General features: G+C 48.5%; 21 protein-coding genes and 3 rRNA genes. 23 read left to right on the forward strand and 1 reads right to left on the reverse strand.

Annotated elements, in window-relative coordinates; all coding sequences use genetic code 11:
• From BBI11_RS00125 to rsmI, 16 genes are all read left to right on the forward strand, one after another.
• Entirely contained in the window at nucleotides 1–321 is a 321-nt protein-coding gene (locus tag BBI11_RS00125; protein ID WP_068459527.1) for a YbaB/EbfC family nucleoid-associated protein, read from the forward strand.
• A gap of 13 nt (nucleotides 322–334) precedes the next feature.
• Complete coding sequence (gene recR / locus BBI11_RS00130) at nucleotides 335–934, forward strand: recombination mediator RecR (RefSeq protein ID WP_068459528.1); 600 nt, start codon at nucleotides 335–337, stop codon at nucleotides 932–934.
• Nucleotides 935–1,407: 473 nt separating this feature from the next.
• Nucleotides 1,408–2,958: ribosomal RNA gene (locus BBI11_RS00135) — 16S ribosomal RNA — on the forward strand.
• A 190-nt stretch (nucleotides 2,959–3,148) separates the two neighbouring features.
• Nucleotides 3,149–6,080, forward strand: a 23S ribosomal RNA gene (locus BBI11_RS00140).
• A 65-nt stretch (nucleotides 6,081–6,145) separates the two neighbouring features.
• Nucleotides 6,146–6,261, forward strand: a 5S ribosomal RNA gene (gene rrf, locus BBI11_RS00145).
• Together the 16S, 23S and 5S rRNA genes form the textbook arrangement of a ribosomal RNA operon.
• Before the next feature lie 145 nt (nucleotides 6,262–6,406).
• On the forward strand, nucleotides 6,407–7,825 hold the full coding sequence (locus BBI11_RS00150; RefSeq protein ID WP_068459530.1) for an aminotransferase class I/II-fold pyridoxal phosphate-dependent enzyme: 1,419 nt from the start codon (nucleotides 6,407–6,409) through the stop codon (nucleotides 7,823–7,825).
• 62 nt (nucleotides 7,826–7,887) lie between these two features.
• Nucleotides 7,888–9,414, forward strand: a complete 1,527-nt coding sequence (ppx, locus tag BBI11_RS00155; RefSeq protein ID WP_068459532.1) for an exopolyphosphatase — start codon at nucleotides 7,888–7,890, stop codon at nucleotides 9,412–9,414.
• Between the two features lie 25 nt (nucleotides 9,415–9,439).
• Nucleotides 9,440–11,557 carry an RNA degradosome polyphosphate kinase gene (locus tag BBI11_RS00160; protein ID WP_257785555.1) on the forward strand — a complete coding sequence of 706 codons (2,118 nt, stop codon included), beginning with the start codon at nucleotides 9,440–9,442 and terminating at the stop codon, nucleotides 11,555–11,557.
• A gap of 81 nt (nucleotides 11,558–11,638) precedes the next feature.
• Nucleotides 11,639–12,271, forward strand: coding sequence for a dTMP kinase (gene tmk / locus BBI11_RS00165; RefSeq protein WP_068459535.1), 633 nt, complete (start codon nucleotides 11,639–11,641; stop codon nucleotides 12,269–12,271).
• A 164-nt stretch (nucleotides 12,272–12,435) separates the two neighbouring features.
• A complete protein-coding gene (locus BBI11_RS00170) occupies nucleotides 12,436–12,765 on the forward strand; it encodes a cyclic-di-AMP receptor (protein ID WP_058382245.1) in 330 nt (109 codons plus the stop codon).
• A gap of 83 nt (nucleotides 12,766–12,848) precedes the next feature.
• Complete coding sequence (holB, locus tag BBI11_RS00175; protein ID WP_068459537.1) at nucleotides 12,849–13,841, forward strand: DNA polymerase III subunit delta'; 993 nt, start codon at nucleotides 12,849–12,851, stop codon at nucleotides 13,839–13,841.
• Nucleotides 13,842–13,845: 4 nt separating this feature from the next.
• Nucleotides 13,846–14,658 carry a PSP1 domain-containing protein gene (locus BBI11_RS00180; protein WP_068459539.1) on the forward strand — a complete coding sequence of 271 codons (813 nt, stop codon included), beginning with the start codon at nucleotides 13,846–13,848 and terminating at the stop codon, nucleotides 14,656–14,658.
• 13 nt (nucleotides 14,659–14,671) lie between these two features.
• On the forward strand, nucleotides 14,672–15,031 hold the full coding sequence (yabA, locus tag BBI11_RS00185; protein ID WP_058382242.1) for a DNA replication initiation control protein YabA: 360 nt from the start codon (nucleotides 14,672–14,674) through the stop codon (nucleotides 15,029–15,031).
• A 317-nt stretch (nucleotides 15,032–15,348) separates the two neighbouring features.
• Nucleotides 15,349–16,089: a tRNA1(Val) (adenine(37)-N6)-methyltransferase gene (locus BBI11_RS00190; RefSeq protein WP_068459542.1), complete on the forward strand. Its 741-nt coding sequence runs from the start codon at nucleotides 15,349–15,351 to the stop codon at nucleotides 16,087–16,089.
• Nucleotides 16,073–16,345 (forward strand): GIY-YIG nuclease family protein, encoded by a 273-nt coding sequence (locus BBI11_RS00195; protein WP_068459543.1) that lies wholly within the window; start codon nucleotides 16,073–16,075, stop codon nucleotides 16,343–16,345. The genes BBI11_RS00190 and BBI11_RS00195 overlap by 17 nt, the downstream gene beginning before the upstream one ends.
• Entirely contained in the window at nucleotides 16,342–17,214 is an 873-nt protein-coding gene (gene rsmI, locus BBI11_RS00200) for a 16S rRNA (cytidine(1402)-2'-O)-methyltransferase (protein ID WP_068459545.1), read from the forward strand. The genes BBI11_RS00195 and rsmI overlap by 4 nt, the downstream gene beginning before the upstream one ends.
• Before the next feature lie 44 nt (nucleotides 17,215–17,258).
• Here rsmI and BBI11_RS00205 read toward each other — a convergent pair whose 3' ends face one another.
• Nucleotides 17,259–17,537, reverse strand: coding sequence for a transition state genes transcriptional regulator AbrB (locus tag BBI11_RS00205; RefSeq protein ID WP_068459547.1), 279 nt, complete (start codon nucleotides 17,535–17,537; stop codon nucleotides 17,259–17,261).
• Between the two features lie 309 nt (nucleotides 17,538–17,846).
• Here BBI11_RS00205 and metG point away from each other — a divergent pair, with 309 nt between their 5' ends.
• The 7 genes from metG to ispE all read left to right on the forward strand — a co-directional run bounded on the left by metG (nucleotide 17,847) and on the right by ispE (nucleotide 25,212).
• Complete coding sequence (metG, locus tag BBI11_RS00210) at nucleotides 17,847–19,814, forward strand: methionine--tRNA ligase (protein ID WP_068459548.1); 1,968 nt, start codon at nucleotides 17,847–17,849, stop codon at nucleotides 19,812–19,814.
• Nucleotides 19,815–20,007: 193 nt separating this feature from the next.
• Complete coding sequence (locus BBI11_RS00215; protein WP_068459550.1) at nucleotides 20,008–20,775, forward strand: TatD family hydrolase; 768 nt, start codon at nucleotides 20,008–20,010, stop codon at nucleotides 20,773–20,775.
• An 87-nt stretch (nucleotides 20,776–20,862) separates the two neighbouring features.
• Entirely contained in the window at nucleotides 20,863–22,230 is a 1,368-nt protein-coding gene (locus tag BBI11_RS00220) for a resuscitation-promoting factor (RefSeq protein WP_068459555.1), read from the forward strand.
• Between the two features lie 117 nt (nucleotides 22,231–22,347).
• Nucleotides 22,348–22,908 carry a ribonuclease M5 gene (gene rnmV, locus BBI11_RS00225; protein WP_068459557.1) on the forward strand — a complete coding sequence of 187 codons (561 nt, stop codon included), beginning with the start codon at nucleotides 22,348–22,350 and terminating at the stop codon, nucleotides 22,906–22,908.
• On the forward strand, nucleotides 22,905–23,783 hold the full coding sequence (gene rsmA / locus BBI11_RS00230; RefSeq protein ID WP_068459559.1) for a 16S rRNA (adenine(1518)-N(6)/adenine(1519)-N(6))-dimethyltransferase RsmA: 879 nt from the start codon (nucleotides 22,905–22,907) through the stop codon (nucleotides 23,781–23,783). The genes rnmV and rsmA overlap by 4 nt, the downstream gene beginning before the upstream one ends.
• A gap of 161 nt (nucleotides 23,784–23,944) precedes the next feature.
• A complete protein-coding gene (gene veg / locus BBI11_RS00235) occupies nucleotides 23,945–24,208 on the forward strand; it encodes a biofilm formation stimulator Veg (RefSeq protein WP_068459561.1) in 264 nt (87 codons plus the stop codon).
• Between the two features lie 140 nt (nucleotides 24,209–24,348).
• Nucleotides 24,349–25,212 carry a 4-(cytidine 5'-diphospho)-2-C-methyl-D-erythritol kinase gene (gene ispE / locus BBI11_RS00240; RefSeq protein WP_068459563.1) on the forward strand — a complete coding sequence of 288 codons (864 nt, stop codon included), beginning with the start codon at nucleotides 24,349–24,351 and terminating at the stop codon, nucleotides 25,210–25,212.
• Nucleotides 25,213–25,231 lie beyond the last annotated feature (19 nt).

Here is a 25,231-nt window from a genome sequence, read left to right on the forward strand (position 1 = left end):
ATGCGTGGTGGAGGAAATATGCAAGGCATGATGAAGCAAATGCAAAAAATGCAAAAACAAATGGCGGAGGCTCAAGAAGAGCTCGGCACATTGAAATTCGAAGGAACAGCAGGCGGCGGAATGGTCAAAGTAACCGTTTCCGGCCATAAAGAAGTTCTTGATATCGAATTGGATCCGGCAGTCGTAGACCCGGAAGATGTGGAAATGCTGCAAGATACATTGATCGTCGCAACAAACGAGGCGTTTAAAAAAGCGGATGAACATGCGAATTCTACAATGGGGAAATTCACGAAAGGCTTGAATATCCCCGGCATGTTCTAGGAGGTAAGCGACAATGCACTACCCGGAACCTATTTCCAAACTGATGGAAAGTTTCATGAAGTTGCCAGGGATCGGGCCTAAAACAGCAGCCCGGTTGGCATTTTTCGTCCTTGGCATGAAAGAAGACACTGTGCTCGATTTTGCAAAAGCATTGGTGGATGCCAAGCGTAATTTGAGTTTTTGTTCGGTATGTGGCCATATTACAGATGTCGACCCATGCCAGATTTGCCAAGACACGAGCCGTGACCGGTCGATGATCTGTGTGGTCCAAGACCCTAAGGATGTTATTGCAATGGAAAAGATGCGTGATTACACGGGTCTTTACCACGTTTTACAAGGCGCTATCTCACCAATGGATGGAATCGGGCCAGAAGACATCAACGTTCCATCATTATTGACCCGTCTTCAAGACGAAGAAGTAAAAGAACTGATCTTGGCTACAAATCCGACGATTGAAGGGGAAGCGACAGCAATGTATATTTCCCGTCTAGTAAGACCATCAGGTATTCGAACGACACGCATCGCCCATGGGCTTCCGGTTGGAGGCGACTTGGAGTATGCGGATGAAGTGACTTTATCCAAAGCACTTGAAGGACGGCGCGAGCTTTCCTGAGCTTCGAATAAATGGAAAATATTCTGACAAATAATGATGTTTGTATAGTTATTTTGATTGAGTTAAATGAAGGTTATATAGAAGGAAGTCATTTATCCCCTTTGTTTTAAAGGGGATAAATGACTTCTTTTTCTTTGAGGAATAGTGATGAAAATGAAGAAAGGTTTTTAAATATAATTTAATTTACCAAAAGTGTTGACTTTCTAAAGCTTGTGCTTTAGTATATTAAGAGTCGTCAGGAACGACAGCAAACATGAACCTTGAAAACTGAACAGCAAAACGTCAACAATAAACGTCATGAGCGCCTTGGTGCGAGAACGGCTTTTGCGATGGTCGCCCTTGGGCGATCGGAGCACAGCTTTCTGAACTTCGGTGTTCGTGACACAACTTACTGATCAGCTTTGGCAGATCAAGCGAATCGTGCGTCTTTCGAGACGGCGATACGCCAGCAGTATTGAGCAATCAACTACTCTATAATGGAGAGTTTGATCCTGGCTCAGGACGAACGCTGGCGGCGTGCCTAATACATGCAAGTCGAGCGGAACCATTGGAGCTTGCTCCTTTGGTTTAGCGGCGGACGGGTGAGTAACACGTGGGCAACCTGCCCTGCAGATCGGGATAACTCCGGGAAACCGGTGCTAATACCGAATAGTTTGCGGCCTCTCATGAGGCTGTACGGAAAGACGGTTTCGGCTGTCACTGCAGGATGGGCCCGCGGCGCATTAGCTAGTTGGTGGGGTAATGGCCTACCAAGGCGACGATGCGTAGCCGACCTGAGAGGGTGATCGGCCACACTGGGACTGAGACACGGCCCAGACTCCTACGGGAGGCAGCAGTAGGGAATCTTCCGCAATGGACGAAAGTCTGACGGAGCAACGCCGCGTGAGTGAAGAAGGTTTTCGGATCGTAAAACTCTGTTGTGAGGGAAGAACAAGTACCAACTAACTATTGGTACCTTGACGGTACCTCACCAGAAAGCCACGGCTAACTACGTGCCAGCAGCCGCGGTAATACGTAGGTGGCAAGCGTTGTCCGGAATTATTGGGCGTAAAGCGCGCGCAGGCGGTCCTTTAAGTCTGATGTGAAAGCCCACGGCTCAACCGTGGAGGGTCATTGGAAACTGGGGGACTTGAGTGCAGAAGAGGAAAGTGGAATTCCACGTGTAGCGGTGAAATGCGTAGAGATGTGGAGGAACACCAGTGGCGAAGGCGACTTTCTGGTCTGTAACTGACGCTGAGGCGCGAAAGCGTGGGGAGCAAACAGGATTAGATACCCTGGTAGTCCACGCCGTAAACGATGAGTGCTAAGTGTTAGGGGGTTTCCGCCCCTTAGTGCTGCAGCTAACGCATTAAGCACTCCGCCTGGGGAGTACGGCCGCAAGGCTGAAACTCAAAGGAATTGACGGGGGCCCGCACAAGCGGTGGAGCATGTGGTTTAATTCGAAGCAACGCGAAGAACCTTACCAGGTCTTGACATCCCGCTGACCGCCTAGGAGACTAGGCTTTCCCTTCGGGGACAGCGGTGACAGGTGGTGCATGGTTGTCGTCAGCTCGTGTCGTGAGATGTTGGGTTAAGTCCCGCAACGAGCGCAACCCTTGATCTTAGTTGCCAGCATTCAGTTGGGCACTCTAAGGTGACTGCCGGTGACAAACCGGAGGAAGGTGGGGATGACGTCAAATCATCATGCCCCTTATGACCTGGGCTACACACGTGCTACAATGGACGGTACAAAGGGCTGCAAACCCGCGAGGGGGAGCCAATCCCAGAAAACCGTTCTCAGTTCGGATTGTAGGCTGCAACTCGCCTGCATGAAGCCGGAATCGCTAGTAATCGCGGATCAGCATGCCGCGGTGAATACGTTCCCGGGCCTTGTACACACCGCCCGTCACACCACGAGAGTTTGTAACACCCGAAGTCGGTGGGGTAACCCTTACGGGAGCCAGCCGCCGAAGGTGGGACAGATGATTGGGGTGAAGTCGTAACAAGGTAGCCGTATCGGAAGGTGCGGCTGGATCACCTCCTTTCTAAGGATAATATCGGAACCGATTTTTCGGAATCGGGTTGACGTTTTGCGTTCAGTTTTGAAGGTTCACTCCTTACGGAGCACTTTCAACCTTGTTCTTTGAAAACTGGATAGATCGACATTGATTAAGAAACAAGCATCATAGTAGCGTGATCGCGATTGCGATCAACTTATTTTTTTTGACCATCAGTGGTTAAGTTAATAAGGGCGCACGGTGGATGCCTTGGCACTAGGAGCCGAAGAAGGACGGCACTAACACCGATATGCCTCGGGGAGCTGTAAGTGAGCTGTGATCCGGGGATTTCCGAATGGGGAAACCCACTGTTCGTAATGGAGCAGTATCCATGTGTGAATTCATAGCACATGAGAAGGCAGACTCAGGGAACTGAAACATCTAAGTACCTGAAGGAAGAGAAAGCAAATGCGATTCCCCAAGTAGCGGCGAGCGAAACGGGATCAGCCCAAACCAGAAGGCTTGCCTTCTGGGGTTGTAGGACACTCTATACGGAGTTACAAAGGAACGGATTAAGCGAAGCGACCTGGAACGGTCCGCGAGACAGGGTAACAGCCCCGTAGCTGAAAGTTCGTTCTCTCCAGAGTGGATCCTGAGTACGGCGGAACACGAGAAATTCCGTCGGAATCCGGGAGGACCATCTCCCAAGGCTAAATACTCCCTAGTGACCGATAGTGAACCAGTACCGTGAGGGAAAGGTGAAAAGCACCCCGGAAGGGGAGTGAAATAGATCCTGAAACCGTGTGCCTACAAGTAGTTAGAGCCCGTTAATGGGTGATAGCGTGCCTTTTGTAGAATGAACCGGCGAGTTACGATTACATGCAAGGTTAAGGCCTATAAGCCGGAGCCGCAGCGAAAGCGAGTCTGAATAGGGCGAATGAGTATGTAGTTGTAGACCCGAAACCAGGTGATCTACCCATGTCCAGGGTGAAGGTAAGGTAACACTTACTGGAGGCCCGAACCCACGCACGTTGAAAAGTGCGGGGATGAGGTGTGGGTAGCGGAGAAATTCCAATCGAACCTGGAGATAGCTGGTTCTCTCCGAAATAGCTTTAGGGCTAGCCTCAAGAAGAGAATCCTGGAGGTAGAGCACTGTTTGGACTAGGGGCCCATCCCGGGTTACCGAATTCAGACAAACTCCGAATGCCAGTGATTTATACTTGGGAGTCAGACTGCGAGTGATAAGATCCGTAGTCAAGAGGGAAACAGCCCAGACCACCAGCTAAGGTCCCCAAATATCCGTTAAGTGGAAAAGGATGTGGCGTTGCTTAGACAACCAGGATGTTGGCTTAGAAGCAGCCATCATTTAAAGAGTGCGTAATAGCTCACTGGTCGAGTGACACTGCGCCGAAAATGTACCGGGGCTAAACGGATTACCGAAGCTGTGGATGGACATCGTAGATGTCCGTGGTAGGAGAGCGTTCTAAGGGCGTTGAAGTCAGACCGGAAGGACTGGTGGAGCGCTTAGAAGTGAGAATGCCGGTATGAGTAACGAAAGACGGGTGAGAATCCCGTCCACCGAATGCCTAAGGTTTCCTGAGGAAGGCTCGTCCGCTCAGGGTTAGTCGGGACCTAAGTCGAGGCCGATAGGCGTAGACGATGGACAACAGGTTGATATTCCTGTACCACCTCCCCGCCGTTTGAGTAATGGGGGGACGCAGAAGGATAGGGTGAGCGTGCCGTTGGTTGTGCACGTCCAAGTTGTGAGATGAGAAACGAGGCAAATCCCGTTTCTATATACATCAAGCAGTGATGGCAAGAGGTTTACCTCAGAGTCCCTGATTTCACACTGCCAAGAAAAGCCTCTAGCGAGGCGGGAGGTGCCCGTACCGCAAACCGACACAGGTAGGCGAGAAGAGAATTCTAAGGTGAGCGAGTGAACTCTCGTTAAGGAACTCGGCAAAATGACCCCGTAACTTCGGGAGAAGGGGTGCTCTGGTAGGGTGTTAAAGCCCGAGAGAGCCGCAGTGAATAGGCCCAGGCGACTGTTTAGCAAAAACACAGGTCTCTGCAAAACCGTAAGGTGACGTATAGGGGCTGACGCCTGCCCGGTGCTGGAAGGTTAAGGGGAGTGCTTAGCGCAAGCGAAGGTGCGAACCGAAGCCCCAGTAAACGGCGGCCGTAACTATAACGGTCCTAAGGTAGCGAAATTCCTTGTCGGGTAAGTTCCGACCCGCACGAAAGGCGTAACGATCTGGGCACTGTCTCAACGAGAGACTCGGTGAAATTATAGTACCTGTGAAGATGCAGGTTACCCGCGACAGGACGGAAAGACCCCGTGGAGCTTTACTGTAGCCTGATATTGAATTTTGGTGCAACTTGTACAGGATAGGTAGGAGCCAGAGAACCCGGAGCGCCAGCTTCGGGGGAGGCGTCGGTGGGATACTACCCTGGTTGTATTGAACTTCTAACCCACAAGCCTTAGCGGCTTGGGAGACAGTGTCAGGCGGGCAGTTTGACTGGGGCGGTCGCCTCCTAAAGAGTAACGGAGGCGCTCAAAGGTTCCCTCAGAATGGTTGGAAATCATTCGCAGAGTGTAAAGGCACAAGGGAGCTTGACTGCGAGACGGACAGGTCGAGCAGGGTCGAAAGACGGACTTAGTGATCCGGTGGTTCCGCATGGAAGGGCCATCGCTCAACGGATAAAAGCTACCCCGGGGATAACAGGCTTATCTCCCCCAAGAGTCCACATCGACGGGGAGGTTTGGCACCTCGATGTCGGCTCATCGCATCCTGGGGCTGTAGTCGGTCCCAAGGGTTGGGCTGTTCGCCCATTAAAGCGGTACGCGAGCTGGGTTCAGAACGTCGTGAGACAGTTCGGTCCCTATCCGTCGCGGGCGCAGGAAATTTGAGAGGAGCTGTCCTTAGTACGAGAGGACCGGGATGGACACACCGCTGGTGTACCAGTTGTTCTGCCAAGAGCATCGCTGGGTAGCTATGTGTGGCCGGGATAAGTGCTGAAAGCATCTAAGCACGAAGCCCCCTCAAGATGAGATTTCCCATTGCGCAAGCAAGTAAGATCCCTCAGAGACGATGAGGTAGATAGGTTCGGGGTGGAAGCGTGGCGACACGTGCAGCTGACGAATACTAATCGATCGAGGACTTAACCAATAACTGAAATGCGTTTCCATAATCCAATGTCGATTTATCCAGTTTTGAGCGAACAAGCTCAAAAGTCCAGTGATGATGGCAAAGAGGCCACACCCGTTCCCATCCCGAACACGGAAGTTAAGCTCTTTCGCGCCGATGGTAGTTGGGGGTTTCCCCCTGTGAGAGTAGGACGTCGCTGGGCATCTAATAGAAAGGCCGTTACCGGAAAACCTGGTAACGGCCTTTTTTGTATTGTTTTTGTAAAAACACAACGCGGCTTTTCGAAAAGGTGCAGCGTTCGGTATAATGGAATAAACAATGAATGAAAACGTGAGGATGTAAAGATTATGACTCAAAGACGTCCAGTGGTGGATGCATTATTAGAATTTCAAAGAAGACGGCCGATTTCGTTTCATGTTCCCGGTCATAAAAACGGCCTGCTATCGGGTTTGCCGAAAGAATTAAAAGCGGCACTTGTCTATGATATGACAGAGTTGGAGGGCCTTGATGATTTGCACGCCCCCAGTTCGGCAATTAAGGAAGCGGAAGATTTGCTAGCCACGGCATACGGTGCGAAAAAAAGCTATTTTCTAGTGAATGGCTCAACTGCAGGGAATTTGGCGATGGTTCATGCGATTTGTGGAGAAGGAGATCATGTGATTGTGCAGCGCAACTCACACAAGTCTATCTTTCATGCGCTTGAACTTGCCCATGTAAAACCTGTTTATGTAGCGCCTGAATGGGATGAAGTCTCTAAAAGTGCAGGAGCTGTTGCCTTATCTACGATCGTGACCGCCATTGATGAGTATCCGCAAGCGACAGCGGTTGTTTTGACGTATCCGAGTTATTACGGCGTTGCTTCTACTGAGTTGGAAGCTATTATTGATTATTGTCATGAACGTAATATTCCGGTGCTGATCGATGAAGCACACGGGGCACATCTGGCAGCAGGGGAGCCGTTCCCTGTGAGTGCGCTGGCTTATGGAGCTGATGTGGTCGTGCAGTCTGCCCATAAAACTTTACCTGCGATGACTATGGGCTCTTACCTTCACGTAGCTGGAGGGTTGGTGAATGAAAGGATGATCAGCAAGTATTTACGGATTTTTCAATCGAGCAGCCCTTCTTACCCCATCATGGCTTCGCTTGACGATGCCAGGGCGTATATCCAGAATTATTCGGTTCACGATAAGCGGGATTTTCTAGAAAAACGCCTTTATTTCATTTCCAGTATTAGACGGATTCCTTCTCTAGAAGTAGTAGAGACGGACGATCCGCTGAAGTTACTGCTGCGTGTCGAAAGCAGAGGGGGCTTTCAATTGAAAGCGGCATTGGAACAAGCCGGTATTTTTGTAGAATTGGCGGATCCTTTTCAAGTCTTGCTGATTTTGCCCTTATCCAAGCCGTGGCATGCCTATCCGTATGCAGATATACGCAGTCGGATTAAAGAAGCTGTGCAAGGTGTGCGGCTATTAGAGAAGGGTGCGCCAAGCTTCCGTCCCAACGATCCTCCACGGGTGACAGTGCCGGAGTTGTCGTTTGAGGAAGTGGATTTATCGGTACAGGAATGGGTGCCTTATGAGAGAGCGATCGGCCGGATCTCAGCAGCTATGGTGACACCTTACCCACCTGGTATCCCGCTCGTCACGGCAGGAGAAAAATGGACGGTCGAAAAAGTGGAGGAGCTGTCGGATTATCTAGGCGCCGGTGCGGAGATACAAGGGGAGCATCGCTTAGCAGAAAAGCTGGTTTCTGTCATTCCGTGGTGAGTAGAACGAACGCTTGGGTGGTATACACTAGCATATGCGATAGCGAATATGGGGGTAATAGTATGGAACAGGAAAAGTACGCAATTATCGATATTGGCTCGAATACCATCCGCTTGGTTATTTATACGCGAGATAAAAGTGGGCGTTTCTCAGAAAGCGAGAACGTTAAGGCGGTCGCCCGCCTGCGCAATTATTTAACGGACGATTTGACGCTTTCTGAGGAAGGCATAGCGGTATTGATCGATACCTTGAAGAGTTTTCAGGAAGTAACGCGCCACCATCAGCTCGAAGCGATTAAATGCGTAGCGACGGCTGCTGTACGGCAGGCGAAAAACCAAGAATCCATCATCCAGCGGGTTGGGGAAGAGACGGATTTTACGATGCGTATCTTATCGGAATACGAGGAAGCGCATTATGGTTATTTGGCGGTCGTCAATTCGATGTCGTATAAAAACGGCATCACGGTCGATATCGGCGGTGGCAGTACGGAATTGACCTTATTCGAAGGCCGTGAACTCATCCATTTCCACAGTTTCCCATTCGGTGCTTTATCGTTGAAAAAACAATTTATTGAAGGCGATACACCGAAAAAAAGTGAATTGAAGGCACTGAGGGAATTTATTGAAAGTCAGTTTTTATCGCTCGACTGGATTGAAGGGAAAAAATTGCCGCTGGTTGGCATCGGAGGAAGCGCACGAAACTTGGCGCAGATTCACCAGGAACAAATCGACTATCCACTATCTGGCGTACATCAGTATACGATGAAGCGGAAAGATGTGGAAGAAACGAATAAATGGCTGGGCTCGATGGACTTTGATGAGCTGCAGCGTGTGGAAGGTTTGTCGCGTGACCGTGCGGATATTATCATTCCAGCGGTGGAAGTGTTCAATTGCCTCATGGAATTGATTGATGCGGAACTGTTTGCTTTGAGCCGAAAAGGCTTGCGGGACGGTGTGTTTTACGAAGAAATGACCAAAGACTTTGAAATGCCAGTGTTTCCGAACGTCATTGAAGAAAGTTTCTACGATTTGGCGATCGACTACGATATCAACTTGACGCATGCTATCCACGTGACCAATAGCGCCTTGATGATTGTCCGAGAGTTGGTAGACGAAGGATTTCTTGAATTGTCCGAGAGCGACCATCGCTGGGTCCGCCTCGGCAGCTCCATGTACAACCTCGGTTCGTATATCGACTCCGAATCAAGCAACCAGCATACCTTTTACCTATTGGCCAACCGGACCATCGATGGGCTTTTGCACAAAGAACGCATCATCGTCGCCTTGCTCGCTTCTTATAAAAATAAAAACCTGTTCAAACGCAATGCAGCGCTTTATGAAGACTGGTTTACAGAAGAAGAGCTGGATAAGTTCAATATTATGGGTGCCGTCATTAAATTCGCCTATAGTTTGAATGCGACCAAACGCGATATCGTCAAAGACATCCAAATAGAGTCCAAAAAAGAAGAGCTTGTTTTCTCCATCCAATGTCGGGAAGATTGGAAACCTGAGCAATACCAGGTCGAGAAGCAGAAAAAGCATTTGGAAAAATTATTGAAGAAAACGATTACCGTCGACTTTCATGAATGAATGAAACCTGAAGGGGAGTTGTGTTGTGGGAAAGAAAAAAGAAGATATGGTCCAGTTAAACAGTCCTTCCTATTACAATAACCGCGAACTGAGTTGGTTAGCATTCAATGAACGGGTGTTGCAAGAAGCGCTTGACCCGAGCAACCCGCTTCTTGAAAAGCTTAAGTTTCTGGCGATTTTTAGCTCCAACTTGGATGAGTTTTTCATGGTGCGTGTAGCGGGTCTCCAAGACCAGGTGAAGGTAGGCTTTAATAAGCCAGAGAACAAAGCCGGGATGACGCCCAAGCAGCAATTGCATGAAATCGCTTTGAAAAACCATCAATTGGTGAATTTGCAATACGATACTTTGCGTAAAATCGTCTATCCCAAGCTTCAGAAAGAGCATGTCCATTTCCTGAAAGTAAGGGAATTGAACGATTCGCAGCAAAAGGCTTTGGAGGTTTACTTTGACGAGCATATTTTCCCTGTGCTGACCCCGATGGCGATTGATGCTTACCGCCCGTTTCCGATGCTCTTGAATAAAAGCATCAATTTGGCGGTCGTCTTGGAAGATACGTCGAAAGAGGTAGATTCTGAACAACGAATCCGTACCGCCATCGTCCAATTGCCGGCAATGCTCGAGCGGTTTGTCCAATTGCCGGAAAATGGAGGATTGCGCAAATTATTGCTGCTGGATGATGTCATCGAATTTTTTATCGGCAAACTGTTTCATGGCTATGAAGTCAAGTCGACTACTGTTTTTCGGATTACCCGCAATGCGGACATGACGATCCATGAAGAAGGCGCGCGCGACTTGCTCAAAGAAATCGAAGAAGAGTTGAGAAAACGTAAATGGGGAGCGGCTGTCCGGCTCGAAGTGCAAAAAGATGGTTTGGATCCTGTTATATTGGACTATTTAATGGAAGAGTTGGAAGTGCATCCGAAAGATGTCTATGAAATCGATGGATTTTTAGATTTGACGGTGTTTTTCAGTTTCTATAAGAAAATGGCTCCGATATGGGAGCATTTGGTCTACGAAGGAAAAATTTCGCAACTGCCAGTAGGGATGGAAAATGGGAAGGCAATTTATGCGAAAGTCGCAGAAGAAGACGTGTTCTTGCATCATCCGTACGAGTCGTTTGAGCCGGTCGTCGAGTTTATTTCAGAAGCGGCGGATGATCCGGATGTGCTCGCTATCAAGCAAACCTTATACCGTGTCAGCGGCGATTCGCCGGTGATCAATGCCTTGAAACGGGCGGCGGAAAACGGCAAGCAAGTGACGGTGCTAGTTGAGTTGAAGGCGCGTTTTGATGAGGAAAATAATGTGCACTGGGCAAAAGAGTTGGAAAAAGCGGGCTGTCACGTTATTTATGGCATGACCCATTTGAAAACCCATAGCAAAATTACCTTGGTGGTCCGCAAAAAACAAGGGCGCATTGAACGCTTTGTTCACCTCGGGACCGGCAATTATAATGACCAGACGGCCAAAATCTATACGGATATGAGTTTGTTCACTTCGAAAAAAGAAATCGGCATCGATGCCACGAATTTTTTCAATTATTTGAGTGGCTATACGGAAAAACCAGAATTCCACTATCTATCGGTGGCGCCGTTTTCGATCCGGAAAGACATTCTCCATCTGATCGATTCCGAAATTCGTTATGAGAAAAAGTATGGCAATGGCCATATAGTGGCAAAAATGAATTCTTTGACCGATAAAAGTATCATCATCAAGCTGTATGAGGCATCGCGTGCCGGGGTCAAAATCGATTTGATTGTCCGGGGCATCTGTTGCTTGCGTCCAGGAATCCCCGGAGTGAGCGACAACATCCGTGTGCGCAGTATTGTCGGGCGTCTGCTCGAACATAGCCGCGTCTATTATTTCCATCAGAATGGCAAAGAAAAAACCTTTTTGTCCTCTGCAGATATGATGACGAGAAACTTAAACAACCGCATTGAAATCCTTTTTCCGGTGATCGACAAGCGGGTGAGGGGGCAAGTGTGGGACATTCTGGAGCTTGGTCTTAAAGATAATGTCAAAGCGCGTGAACAAGACGAAGAAGGCAATTACGGCTATGTTCGGCGAATCGAAGGGCAAGCGGTGATCGACAGCCAAATGGAGTTGTTTGAGCGTGCTTACCAAGTAGCGGAAGATGAGGAATAAGGTCTAAAGGAAGATGCAAAAAAGGCAGCTATTGCGGTATAGTGGGTAGTGTTTTTAATAGATAAGGAAACAGGTGAAACTATGAGTTATTTTATTACGCTAGAAGGCGGCGAAGGATCGGGCAAAACGACAGCCTTAGCAAAACTGGCAGAACGGCTGGTTGCTGACGGCTTTGAGGTGGTAACAACCCGTGAACCGGGGGGCATTGAAATCGCGGAGAAAATACGCGAAGTCATCCTGGACCGGACGCATACGGCGATGGATGCCCGGACAGAAGCTTTGTTATATGCAGCGGCCAGGCGCCAGCATTTGGTAGAACGGGTGCTGCCGGCGCTTCAGGAAGGGAAAATCGTCTTGTGCGACCGTTTTGTCGACAGCAGCCTTGCTTATCAGGGACATGCGCGCGGGCTTGGATTAGAAAATGTATTGGCAATCAATGAATTCGCCATTGAAGGACATATGCCGGAATTGACTTTGTACTTTGATGTCAATCCGAAAACGGGGCTTGCACGCATCGATCTCGATCAAGGACGTGAATTTAACCGCTTGGATGAGGAATCACTAGCGTTTCATTACAAAGTGAGAGAAGGCTATTTGCTATTGCTTGGCCGTTACCCAGAACGCATGCAGTTGATCAATGCAGAAAACGAGTTGGATGAAGTAGTGTCGGATGCGTACGAAGCTTTGCAACGCTTCTTGGCAGAAAAAAAATAATGAATTACCGGCAGCCCTGTTTGTTAAGGGCTGTTTTTTCATGGATGGAAGGGCTGTATATTGTCACGATTTTTTTGCATCGCTCAGGGAAAGAGGTGACGGCACGTTCGCCGTTCGTGTTATACTAATACATAGAGAAGCAACTAAAAAAGGAGTGAGTGCTGATGAAACTCGTCGTAGCAGTGGTACAGGATCAAGACAGTAACCGCTTATCCAATGCGTTGACGAAAAATGATTTCCGGGCTACCAAGCTTGCCAGTACGGGAGGGTTCTTGCGCTCAGGAAATACCACCTTTTTGATTGGGGTAGATGATAGCCGTGTCCCGAAATTAATGGATTTGATCCGCGACAATTGCCGTGCGCGTGAACAGATGGTGGCGCCGGTTTCCCCGATGGGTGGAAATGCGGATTCTTATATACCGTATCCGGTCGAAGTGGAAGTGGGCGGGGCAACAATTTTCGTCTTGCCGATCGAACAGTTCCAGCAATTTTAAGAAACAGCCTGGCTGTTTTTCGTCCGTACTACCCGTGATCCATCTGGAACACGGGATTTTTTACAAAGTTTGAAGGTGGAATCATGCACAAAACCATAGAAGAATTACAAGATATGCAGCCTGTCGTGCTTAAGCGCTTGCAGGGGGCTTACGCCAACGACCGGCTCGCCCATGCCTATTTGTTGGAAGGGCCTTCGGGGGCTGGGAAAAAAGAATTAACGCATTTTTTCGTCAAATTATTACTATGCGAAACACCAATCGACAATGTTCCATGTGAAACATGCCGAAGCTGCAAACTGTATGAAAACGGCAATCATCCGAATATTTTATTCATCGAACCAGATGGACAGAACATCAAAATCGATCAAATCCGCGACTTGATTTACACAATGAATAAGACGGCGCTGAATGCAGGGCGCAAAGTCTATGTCATCGAGCAGGCCGACCGGATGAACAATTCGTCTGCCAACGCTTTGCTGAAGTTTTTGGAAGAACCAGAAGCGAATGTGACGGCGCTATTGTTGACGGAGCGCTTGAATGCCATCATGAGCACGATTCGCTCGCGCTGCCAGTTGCTGTCATTCCAGCCTTTGTCTCGGCCGAAGTTGATGGAGCGGTTATTGGCAGATGGCATGACCAAATCGATGGCGGCGACGGTGAGCATGTTGACGCAAAGTGAGCAAGAAGCGAAGCGGTTGAGCGAGGAAGAGCAGTTTGCTGATGAGCGGAAACTGGTGTTGAAGCTAGTTGAGACGGTGGGGGGCAATGTCCATGAGGCATTACTTTTGATTCAATCTGATTGGCTGCCCTTGTTCAAAGAGAAAGAAGATGCCGAAAGAGGGCTCGACATGTTATTATTTGCATATCGGGACATCGCGACAGTGAAAGCGGGTCTTGAGACTGCACGCACATATCCGGACATGGAAGAAACTTGGAAGCAGATGGCGCTTCAACGTTCGTTCGATGTATTGTCCAGGCAGTTGCAGGCAGTGTTACAAGCCAAACAGCAATTGCCGCGCAATATGAACCGGACACTGTTGATGGAGCAATTAATGCTGAATCTGCAGGAGGGGTAGACAATTGTATAAAGTAATAGGAGTCCGCTTCAAGAAAGCGGGTAAAATATATTATTTCGATCCAGGCGAAGCCATGATCGAAAAAGACGATTACGTCATTGTGGAAACAGCGCGGGGCATTGAATACGGCAAAGTGGTCGTCCCTGTGAAAGAAGTCGGCGAGAATGATGTCGTCTTGCCGCTGAAGCAAGTCGTTCGCGCCGCAACTGAACGCGATCGCCTGCAAGTGGAAGAAAACCGTTCGGAAGCGGAACGCGCTTTTGAAGTAGGAACGGACAAAATCGAATCGCACCGCTTGGACATGAAGCTGGTCGATGTCGAGTACACTTTCGACCGTAATAAAGTCATTTTCTATTTCACCGCAGAAGGCCGGGTCGATTTCCGTAATCTGGTGAAAGACTTGGCGTCGATTTTCCGGACGCGCATCGAACTGCGCCAAATCGGCGTACGTGACGAGGCGAAAATGCTCGGCGGCATCGGGCCGTGCGGGCGCATGCTATGCTGTTCGACTTTCCTTGGCGATTTCGAGCCGGTGTCGATCAAAATGGCGAAAGACCAGAACTTGTCGTTGAATCCGTCGAAAATCTCAGGGCTGTGCGGGCGTTTGATGTGCTGCTTGAAATACGAGAACGACGAATACGAACAAGCGAAAAAAGAAATGCCCGATATCGGCGCGCGTGTCGAAACGCCAGATGGCAGCGGCCGCGTCGTCAGCTTGAATTTGCTTGAGAGAGTATTGAAAATTCGCCTGGCAGAACAAGACCAGACGCTGGAATATACATTGGATGAAATCATGAACCAAGGGACGAGAGCGTGAGGTGGTGGTATCAGTGAAAGAAAAGAACTTTTTGGATACGGTCATGGATTTTGAACAGCAATTGGAATCGATGCAAGAGCAGTTCCGTGATTTGAAAACAGTGGTAGCGCGGACGATGGAAGAGCATCATGCGCTGCAACTGGAAAATCACCATTTGCGTGCCCGCCTCGATGAACTGAACGAAAAAGTGCCGGAACCGGAGAAAGTCGACCCGGTGAAATTGAAAAAAGCCGTCATGGACATCGGTGAAGGCTACGACAACTTGGCGCGCCTGTACCACGAAGGCTACCACGTCTGCAACGTCCATTTCGGAAGCTCCAGAAAAGGCGACGACTGCCTGTTTTGTCTATCATTTTTAAACAAGCAGAATTAACAAGAAAAGCGAAACCGCCTGTTCAGCTTCGACAGGAATAAGACGTGTACCCGAAGCGGGGCTCTTTGCCGCACAGGGTAAACGGCTTATGACCCGAGAAGCTAGGCGTTTGAGCTAGACATAAAGAAAAGCGAAACCGCCTGTTCAGCTTCGACAGGCATAAGACGTGTACCCGAAGCGGCGCTTTTTGCCGCACAGGGTAAACGGCTTATGACCCGAGAAGCTAGGCGTTTGAGCTAGACAATAAAGAAATAGAACCAACAGGCTTCCGACACTCCGTGTGGCGGCAGCCTTTTATTATGGCAGGAGTGAACGACATGTTAACAGACGACGAACGCTTGGATTATTTATTAGCGGAGAATTTACGCATTATCCAGAGCCCTTCGGTATTTTCCTTTTCTTTAGATGCAGTCTTATTGGCGCGTTTTGCATATGTGCCAAAAAAGCGCGGACGGATTGTCGATCTATGCACCGGCAACGGCGCGATTCCATTGTTTTTGAGCGCTCGTACCGAATCAACAATCACTGGAGTTGAACTGCAGCCTCGCCTCGCTGGGATGGCGCGCCGCAGCATCGCATTCAACGAGCTTGAAGAACAAATTAACATCATCGAAGGCGACGTCAAAGAAATTCCGGCGCAACTCGGATTTGAAAAATTCGATACGGTGACGTGCAATCCGCCCTATTTCCCGGCACATGAGATGAGCGATAAAAACTTGAGTGAGCATATGGCCATCGCGCGGCATGAGCTTCATCTGACATTGGATGAAGCAGTAAAATCGGCAAGCCAGTTATTGAAACAAGGCGGCAAGGCCGCTTTTGTCCACCGGGCGGGCCGCTTGATCGATATCATGGCAGCGATGCGCAATAATCGTTTAGAGCCAAAACGCATCCGGCTCGTTTATCCGAAAGCCGGAAAAGAAGCGAATACTTTATTGATCGAAGGCATCAAGGACGGCAAGCCTGATTTGAAAGTGCTGCCGCCGTTAATCGTTTATGGGGAAGATGGCGAATACACGGAAGAAGTGCGGGGCTTGTTGTATGGAAATGAACAATGAACATTTTTTCTACGTTCTAGAATGTGGAGACGGATCGTATTATGCCGGATATACGAATGACTTAGAGAAGCGCTTGGCGACACATCAAAGCGGAAAAGGGGCAAAATATACGCGTTCGCGCGGCCCGCTGACGCTCATCTACAATGAGTCGTTCAGCACGAAGCCGGAAGCGATGAAAGCGGAGTATGCCTTTAAACAATTGAGCAAGGCGGAAAAAATCGTCTATATTCGGAGCAGAAAGGCGGAACGGACATGAAATCACAGAAAAGTTTTAGCGGTGTGCAGCCAACACTTTATTTGGTAGCGACACCGATCGGCAATTTAGAGGACATGACCGTGCGTGCCCTGCGGCTATTGAAAGAAGTGGACGTTATCGCGGCGGAAGATACGCGCAATACAAAGAAGTTATGTAATTACTTTGCGATTGATACGCCGCTGGTCAGTTATCACGAGCACAACCAGGACAGTGGGGGAGAGAAAATCCTCCGCTATTTAGCGGAAGGCAAGTCGGTGGCGCTCGTCAGCGATGCGGGCATGCCGTGTATTTCCGATCCCGGGGAAGACATTGTGAAAAAAGTGGTGGATGCAGCATATCCGGTTGTGCCGGTGCCTGGAGCGAATGCGGCACTCAGCGCATTGATTGCTTCGGGCATCACGCCGCAACCGTTTTTGTTTTATGGATTTCTATCGCGCAATAAGAAAACACGCTTGGCAGAACTGGAAAAATTGAGCCAAAAAGAAGAAACGCTGCTGTTTTATGAAGCACCGCATCGCTTGAAAGATAGCTTGAAAAGCTTAATGGCCACATTCGGCGGCGAGCGGCGGGTAGTATTGGCACGGGAAGTGACCAAAAAATTCGAGGAATTCCTGCGCGGCACCTTGAGCGAAGCGGTCGCTTGGGCGGAGTCCAGTGAAATCCGCGGGGAATTCTGCCTAGTCGTCGAAGGCAATTCGGCGCCGGATGAGCTGGAAGTGGATGAGTGGTGGAAAGAATTGACGTACGAACAACACGTCACTCAATTAATGGAACAAAAACAAATTTCTTCAAAAGAAGCGATCAAAGAAGTGGCGAAAGCACGAGGCCTTCCGAAGCGGGACGTCTACGAAGCCTTTCATAAAGACTAAGCCCAGCCCATAAAAAAAGCCGGTGTGCATAAGCACGCCGGTTTTTATTTGCTCAAATTCGTTTGGATTTCTTTGACGAGCTGCTCCGCGCCTTCTGGGCTGAGGATCAACTTGCCGCCAACCAATTGCATGTTCTCATCGGAAACTTCTCCAGTTACCGCACATGTCATATTTGGCATATACTTTTTCAAGATAATTTTGTCGTCGTCGACATAGATCTCCAATGCATCTTTCTCTGCGATGCCAAGCGTGCGGCGCAATTCAATCGGAATAACTACGCGGCCTAATTCGTCTACTTTCCGTACAATACCAGTCGATTTCATAATCATTAGCCCCTTTCAATTTTAGCGGCAGAATTCGTCAAAATTCGACATTTACCACTTCTTGTCATAAATCATACCAACTAATGTCAATTAGGTCAATAAAAAACTATGGATTTCATAATAAATTTTGGGTTTTTGAGGCAAATAGCCATTACTTCGTTAACTTTTTGCCAATTATTTTCCGCATTTCCTATTTTGGGGAGAAGTTCCAATTCAGGAATTGGGATTTTGGCTGTAGGATGAAACATTGTACAAAATTCGCGACTTCGTTAAAATAAAGGATATACAAAAAAACTGGAGGAATTTTTCGTGACTGCCAAGAACAAGACGTTTTACCTCACCACTCCCATTTACTATCCGAGCGGAAAATTCCATATCGGTACGGCTTATACGACCGTTGCATCTGACGCAATGGCCCGTTACAAACGCCTGCGCGGCTTTGATGTCCGCTTTTTGACAGGCATGGACGAGCACGGGCAAAAAATTGAAGAAAAAGCCCAAGAAGCCGGCAAAGCACCGCAAGCCTTTGTCGATGACATGGCGGAAGCAGCGAAAAAAGTATGGGATGTCATGGACATCACGTATGACGATTTTATCCGTACGACTGACACGCGCCACAAGGAAGGCGTAGAGAAAATTTTCCAAACCTTCCTCGACAACGGCGATATCTACAAAGGGGAGTACGAAGGCTGGTATTGCACGCCTTGCGAATCCTTCTTTACCGAATCACAGCTAGAAGACGGCAATTGTCCTGATTGTGGGCGCCCGGTCCATAAAGTGAAAGAGGAATCGTATTTCTTCAATATGAAGAAATATGCGGATCGTTTGCTCGAGTATTACGACAAACATGTCGAGTTTATTGAGCCGGAATCGCGCAAGAATGAAATGGTCAATAATTTTATCAAGCCAGGCCTTGAAGACTTGTCAGTTTCGCGTACGTCCTTTGATTGGGGCATCCCGGTTCCTGGAGATCCGAAGCACGTCATTTACGTATGGGTTGATGCTTTGTCGAACTACATCACATCACTTGGCTACGGCTCCGATGATGACAGCAATTTCAATAAATACTGGCCTGCAGATGTCCATGTGGTCGGAAAAGACATCGTGCGTTTCCATACGATCTACTGGCCGATCTTCCTTATGGCGCTGGACTTGCCTTTGCCGAAAAAAGTATTCGCGCACGGCTTTATCATGATGAAAGACGGCAAAATGTCCAAATCGAAAGGCAATGTCGTCTATCCGGAAATGCTTGTTGAGCGTTACGGGCTTGATGCGGCACGTTATTTCCTATTGCGCGAGCTGCCATTCGGATCTGATGGCGTGTTTTCTCCAGAATCTTTCGTCGAACGCACCAATTATGACTTGGCGAACGACCTTGGGAATTTACTGAACCGGACCGTTTCCATGATCAATAAATATTTCGACGGCGAAGTGCCGAAAGTTGATGGCTTGAAAACCGAATTCGACGAGACTTTGCAGACTGTGGCGAAAAATACAGTGGCCGTTTACGAAGAGCATATGGAAAAAATGCAGTTCAGCCTCGTGCTAAGCGAAGTGTGGACATTGATTTCCCGCACCAATAAATACATCGATGAAACGCAGCCATGGGTATTGGCAAAAGACGAAAGCGATCGAGCGCAACTGGCTTCAGTCATGGCGCATCTCGCGGAAAGCCTGCGCATGACAGCGGTCATGCTGCAGCCGTTCTTGCCGAACGCACCGAAGCAGATCATTGAACAGCTTGGACTCTCACCAGAATTTCTTGAATGGCAGACGTTAGAGTCATTCGGCGCGATTCCAGCCGGTACGACCGTCGTGAAAAAAGGCACGCCGATTTTCCCACGCCTTGAAGTGGAGCCGGAAGTGGCGTATATCCGTGACCAAATGCGTGGAGGGGCAGTGTCAACAGAAGAGCAAGCACCTGTAGAAACCGTCCCTGAAAAGCCGGACACTCCTGAAATTACGATTGATGATTTCATGAAAGTGGATTTACGCGTGGCGACGGTTACGGCATGCGAACCGGTGAAGAAAACCGATAAGCTGTTGAAGCTGCAAGTGGATATGGGGTATGAGACGCGCCAAGTCGTTTCGGGCATTGCAGAGCATTACAAGCCGGACGAATTGATCGGCAAAAAGGTCATCATCGTCGCTAACTTGAAACCGGTCAAACTGCGCGGTGAATTGTCGCAAGGCATGATTCTCGCCGGACAGCAAAACGGTTACTTGACGATCGCCTCTGTAGACCAAAAGTTACCGAACGGCACACAAGTTAAGTAAATATTCATGTGACAGCCTGCTCAGTTGAGCGGGCTGTTTTTTTATGTTTAAGGACTTACCGACTACTAAAAACGCTAAAAATGACGAAATGTCTCTAAAACATCATGTTTTGTAATCCAAATGTAATATGGCTGTGAAGAAAGAAATCGCTTCAACCCGTACAATGTAATCTATGTGAAGGAGACTGATGAAGATGTATATCGATACCCATGTTCACTTAAACGCCGATCAGTACGACGAGGATTTACAGGAAGTCATCGATCGCGCGCTAAATAGCAAGGTGGAGAAAATGGTCGTCATCGGTTTTGACCGGAAAACGATCAAACGAGCCATTAGATTGGCTGAGCAGTATGACTTTATCTATGCAGTGGTCGGCTGGCATCCTGTCGATGCGATCGATTGCACGGATGAAGACCTCGAATGGATCGAACAATTGGCCGCACACGAAAAAGTCGTTGGTATCGGCGAAACGGGCCTCGATTACCATTGGGACAAATCACCGAGAGATATCCAACAACAAGTGTTCCGCAAACAGATTCAGCTCGCTAAACGTGTCGACTTGCCGATTATCATCCATAACCGGGAAGCGACGGAAGACGTGTTGACGATCTTGCGCGAAGAAGACGCACAACAAGTCGGAGGCGTCATGCATTGCTTCGGCGGCAGCGTCGAAACAGCATACGAGAGCATCAAGATGAATTTCATGATTTCACTTGGCGGTCCGGTAACATTCAAGAATGCCAAAAAGCCGAAAGAAGTGGCAGCCGAAATCCCGCTGGAACATTTGATGATCGAGACCGATGCCCCTTATCTAGCGCCGCATCCTTACCGAGGCAAGCGCAACGAACCTTCGTACGTAACGCTAGTAGCCGAAGAAATCGCCCGCTTGAAAGAGCTGCCAGTGGAAACGGTAGCTGAAGCCACAACGAAAAATGCGGAACGGTTCTACAAATTGTCATAAATGCTGGTTAATTGAAAAAAACATATGCGTTGACACGGAAGTGGGGCGCGCCTATAATCACTCAGGTGTACAAAGGAGGAATTATTTTTGACAAAAGAGACAAATGATGCCAAAAACAATAAATCATTTACAGGTAAATCGATAGCAGTTAGCATTGCAACGGTTCTATTATTCGCAGCTGTCTTGGCTTTCGCGGTTTTTGAAGGCACGAAGAACACTGTCACAGTGACAGCAAACGGTGAAACGGAAGAAATTCGCACGCATGCTGAAACGGTCGGCGATGTATTGGACGAGCAGGCGATTGAAGTCGGGAAAGACGATTTCCTCAGCCATTCAGCCGATACGAAGATCGAAGACGACACTGCGATTGAATGGGATCAAGCAGAACAATACGCAGTAACGGTTGACGGAGAAACCCGTTCAGCTTGGACGACTGAAAATACGGTAGCCGCTGTTTTGGAAAAAGCGGAAATCGAAGTGACAAAGCATGATAAAGTAAGCCCGGCGCTCGATGAAATTGTCGATGAAGACACCGTGATTGATGTAGAGAAAGCGTACGAAGTAACCATCGTGGATGGCGGAAAAGACAAAAAAGTTTGGTCCACTTCGACTACGGTCGCTGACTTTTTAAAACAGCATAGTATTGAACTAAGTAAACTTGACCGCGTAGAGCAGGAACTGGATGAACTCGTTCTTCCCAACTCAAAAGTCGAAGTCGTGCGTGTAGAAAAAGTCACCGATGTAGTGGAAGATGCTGTGAAATATGCAGTGGAAACGAAAAAAGATTCTTCCCTTTTGAAAGGCAGCGAAAAGCTGGTCCAAAAAGGGCAGGATGGACTGGTTGAGAAAACTTACGAAGTCGTGAAAGAAAATGGCAAAGAAGTAAAACGTGAATTGAAAAAAGAAAAAGTTGTTAAAGAGCCAAAACAGCAAATTTTGGCTGTTGGCACGAAAACGGTTGTCGCGAGTGTATCCCGCGGTACGGCAACCAAACAGACAGCTGCGCCTCAACAGGCAGCTGCTAAAAAAGAAACGGCGCCAGTGACACAAGCGTCAGCGCCAGCGAAGAAAGCTGCTGCTCCCAAAGCGGTCGCAAAAGCTCCCGTAAAAGCCAAAGCGGCACCACAGCCAGCGAAAAAAGAAGCTGCTTCTGAACCGACAGGCGGCAAGGAATTTTATGTATCTGCGACCGCGTACACAGCTAGCTGCACAGGCTGTTCAGGCATCACGGCAACGGGCATCAACTTGAAAGCGAACCCGGGCCTTAAAGTGATCGCAGTAGATCCAAGTGTCATCCCACTCGGCTCAAAAGTTTGGGTAGAGGGCTATGGCAATGCTATTGCTGGCGACACAGGCGGAGCGATCAAAGGCAATAAAATCGATTTGTTCATGCCGAACCGTGCAGATGCACTAGCATTTGGACGCAAGCAAGTGAAAGTAAAAATCCTTAACTAATCGAATACAACATTACTATAGAAGGAAAAGCTTTCCCGGGAGTATCGGGAAAGCTTTTTACATGTTGGCAGAAAGCGCGGTAAACTGAATGAGAGCTGCAGAAACGAGGGATAAGCCATGAAGATACAAGAAGTGATTGTTGTTGAAGGAAAAGATGATACAGTGGCGATCAAGCGGGCAGTCGGTGCCGATACGATTGAAACGAACGGGTCCGCCATTTCGAACGAGACCTTGCGCCGCATCATGCATGCCCATGAGAAGCGCGGCGTCATCGTCTTTACCGACCCCGATTATCCGGGCAGGCGGATTCGTGCTATTATTGAAGAACATGTGCCGATGGCCAAGCATGCCTTTTTGGCGAAAGAAAAAACCATCGCCAAAAATGGCAAAGGACTCGGCATTGAACATGCCAGTGATGAAGACATTCGACAAGCACTCGAAGCGGTTTATACGCCAAGGACTGAAGAACGCCCAGTAGAGATCACCTTAGAGGATTTAATCGATGCCCGGCTGATTGCCCATCCTTCAGCGAAAGCCCGCAGAACGGAGCTTGGAGAAGCGCTCAACATCGGCTATACGAACGGCAAGCAGCTGCACAAGCGTTTGCATGTGTTCGGCATTACCAAACAGCAGTTTATCGACGCAGTGCAAGCGTTAACCCAGGAGGACAGAACATGACCAAAGATATAGCAACACCGATTCGCACGCAAGAAATCATGGCAAAACACGGCTTGACGTTCAAAAAAAGCCTTGGGCAGAACTTTTTGATCGACCCGAATATTTTGCGCAAAATCGTTTCCCAAGCCGGTCTTACGAAAGACTCGGCGGCCATTGAAATCGGCCCGGGAATCGGCGCCTTAACCGAACACTTGGCACGCGACGCTGGGAAAGTGTTGGCGTTTGAAATCGACCAGCGGCTACTACCGGTGCTAGCAGATACTTTGTCGCCTTATGATAACGTCAAAGTGATTCATTCCGATATCTTGAAAGCGGATGTCGAGCAGGAGATAAAAGAAGAGTTAGCCGATTTTGAAGACATCATGGTCGTCGCCAACTTGCCTTATTATGTGACGACGCCAATCATCTTGAAGCTATTGCTCGAGAAACTGCCGATTCGTGGCCTGGTCGTTATGCTACAAAAAGAAGTAGCGGAACGCATCACAGCAAAACCCGGCACGAAGGCGTACGGTTCCTTGTCCATCGCTATTCAGTATTATACGGAAGCCGAATTTGCCATGACCGTGCCGAAGTCTGTGTTTATGCCGCAACCCAATGTCGACTCTGCAGTCATCCGGATGATCAAACGTCCGGAGCCAATCGTCCAAGTCATCGATGAAGACTTTTTCTTCTCGGTGACACGCGGGTCATTTGTCCAGCGCCGCAAGACCATCCTAAATAATTTGCAAAGTGCTATGCCGAATGGGAAAGCGAAAAAAGACCTCATTTTGCAGGCACTCGACGAAGCAGGCATCGACCCGACGCGCCGCGGTGAAACGCTAAGCATCAAGGAGTTCGGGCTATTGTCGGATAAATTGTATCCGCATTTCCACTAAACCTTGAAACTGTAACAGTTTTGGCACAGTTTTTTTCGGAACTAGAATATTTCGGATAAATAACTGTTGCAATTCTTTAAAAGCCTTGGTAAAATTAAAAATTTATTTGACTCCGCGGTCATTTTATGCTAGACTTTAGACTATAGTGAGGTGTAGACAAAATGCCCAAAACTTTGGCGGAGATTAAAAAGTCATTAGACCTGCATTTAGGGAAAAGGTTGCTGTTAAAAGCAAACGGAGGTCGCAAAAAGACGGTAGAACGTGCCGGAATTCTGCGTGAAACCTATCACTCCGTGTTCGTGATTGAATTGGATCAAGATGAACATGCATTTGAACGCGTATCATATAGCTACGCGGACATCTTAACTGAAGCAGTGGAAATCACTGTCTTTGAAGGAACAGAAGACGCACTAGTCGTTAGATAATTGAACTCTATTTATACTTACTTTATAACCCGTTTCGGTGATTTCGCCGAAAGCGGGTTTTTTTCTATTGCTTGGATTCTTCGGAAGCCCAAGTACTGTGTTAAAATAAATGTCATCAGAACAGAAAAGGAGGCAGTGGAATGCTCTATATAAAAGCGCCTGCCAAAATCAATTTGACGCTGGACGTACTATATAAACGTCCGGACAATTACCACGAAATCGAAATGATCATGACCACCGTCGACTTGGCGGACCGCATCGGCCTGCAAGGCACAGCGAAAGGCATACATATTCAGTCGGCAGACCGTTTCGTGCCGAACGACTCGCGCAATCTAGCGTATCAGGCTGCTCAATTGATCAAAGATACTTTCCATATTAAAACAGGCGTTATCATCTCGCTCGACAAGCAGATTCCGGTCGCTGCTGGGCTTGCTGGGGGCAGCAGCGATGCAGCGGCTACTTTGAAAGGGCTCAACCAACTATGGCAATTGAATTTGTCGCTCGATGAGTTGGCAGAGCTCGGTGCGAAAATTGGTTCCGACGTGTCGTTTTGTGTATATGGCGGCACAGCGCTCGCCACAGGACGCGGCGAAGTTATTGAAGAACTGCCGGCGCCTCCTCATTGCTGGGTTATTCTTGCGAAGCCGTCACTCGGCGTCTCGACGGCAGACGTCTACGGCGCGTTCGACCCGGCTAAAGCGGAGCATCCGGACACGCAAGCGATGATTACGGCACTTCGTGAAGGTGATTACGAAGCAATGTGTAACACTTTAGGGAATGCGCTTGAGAGCGTCACGATGAATTTGCATCCGGAAGTCGGACAGATCAAAGAGCAGATGATCAAATTCGGTGCCGATGCCGTGCTTATGAGTGGCAGCGGCCCAACGGTATTTGGCTTAGTCAACCAAGAAGCGCGGATTCCACGCATCTACAATGGCTTGAGGGGCTTTTGTTCCGAAGTTTATGCAGTGCGACTGCTCGGTGACCGAGAGACTCTTGCTTAAATACGTATATTTATGGTAA

Source organism: Planococcus maritimus, from assembly GCF_001687625.2.
Lineage (GTDB): Bacteria > Bacillota > Bacilli > Bacillales_A > Planococcaceae > Planococcus > Planococcus maritimus.

Bases quoted from the DNA above. Each gene is read 5' to 3' on its own strand.
- BBI11_RS00125 (WP_068459527.1), top strand. From the start codon at position 1: ATGCGTGGTGGAGGAAATATGCAAGGCATGATGAAGCAAATGCAAAAA.
- recR (WP_068459528.1), top strand. From the start codon at position 335: ATGCACTACCCGGAACCTATTTCCAAACTGATGGAAAGTTTCATGAAG.
- BBI11_RS00150 (WP_068459530.1), top strand. From the start codon at position 6,407: ATGACTCAAAGACGTCCAGTGGTGGATGCATTATTAGAATTTCAAAGA.
- ppx (WP_068459532.1), top strand. From the start codon at position 7,888: ATGGAACAGGAAAAGTACGCAATTATCGATATTGGCTCGAATACCATC.
- tmk (WP_068459535.1), top strand. From the start codon at position 11,639: ATGAGTTATTTTATTACGCTAGAAGGCGGCGAAGGATCGGGCAAAACG.
- BBI11_RS00170 (WP_058382245.1), top strand. From the start codon at position 12,436: ATGAAACTCGTCGTAGCAGTGGTACAGGATCAAGACAGTAACCGCTTA.
- holB (WP_068459537.1), top strand. From the start codon at position 12,849: ATGCACAAAACCATAGAAGAATTACAAGATATGCAGCCTGTCGTGCTT.
- BBI11_RS00190 (WP_068459542.1), top strand. From the start codon at position 15,349: ATGTTAACAGACGACGAACGCTTGGATTATTTATTAGCGGAGAATTTA.
- BBI11_RS00195 (WP_068459543.1), top strand. From the start codon at position 16,073: ATGGAAATGAACAATGAACATTTTTTCTACGTTCTAGAATGTGGAGAC.
- rsmI (WP_068459545.1), top strand. From the start codon at position 16,342: ATGAAATCACAGAAAAGTTTTAGCGGTGTGCAGCCAACACTTTATTTG.
- BBI11_RS00205 (WP_068459547.1), bottom strand. From the start codon at position 17,537: ATGAAATCGACTGGTATTGTACGGAAAGTAGACGAATTAGGCCGCGTA.
- BBI11_RS00215 (WP_068459550.1), top strand. From the start codon at position 20,008: ATGTATATCGATACCCATGTTCACTTAAACGCCGATCAGTACGACGAG.
- rnmV (WP_068459557.1), top strand. From the start codon at position 22,348: ATGAAGATACAAGAAGTGATTGTTGTTGAAGGAAAAGATGATACAGTG.
- rsmA (WP_068459559.1), top strand. From the start codon at position 22,905: ATGACCAAAGATATAGCAACACCGATTCGCACGCAAGAAATCATGGCA.
- veg (WP_068459561.1), top strand. From the start codon at position 23,945: ATGCCCAAAACTTTGGCGGAGATTAAAAAGTCATTAGACCTGCATTTA.
- ispE (WP_068459563.1), top strand. From the start codon at position 24,349: ATGCTCTATATAAAAGCGCCTGCCAAAATCAATTTGACGCTGGACGTA.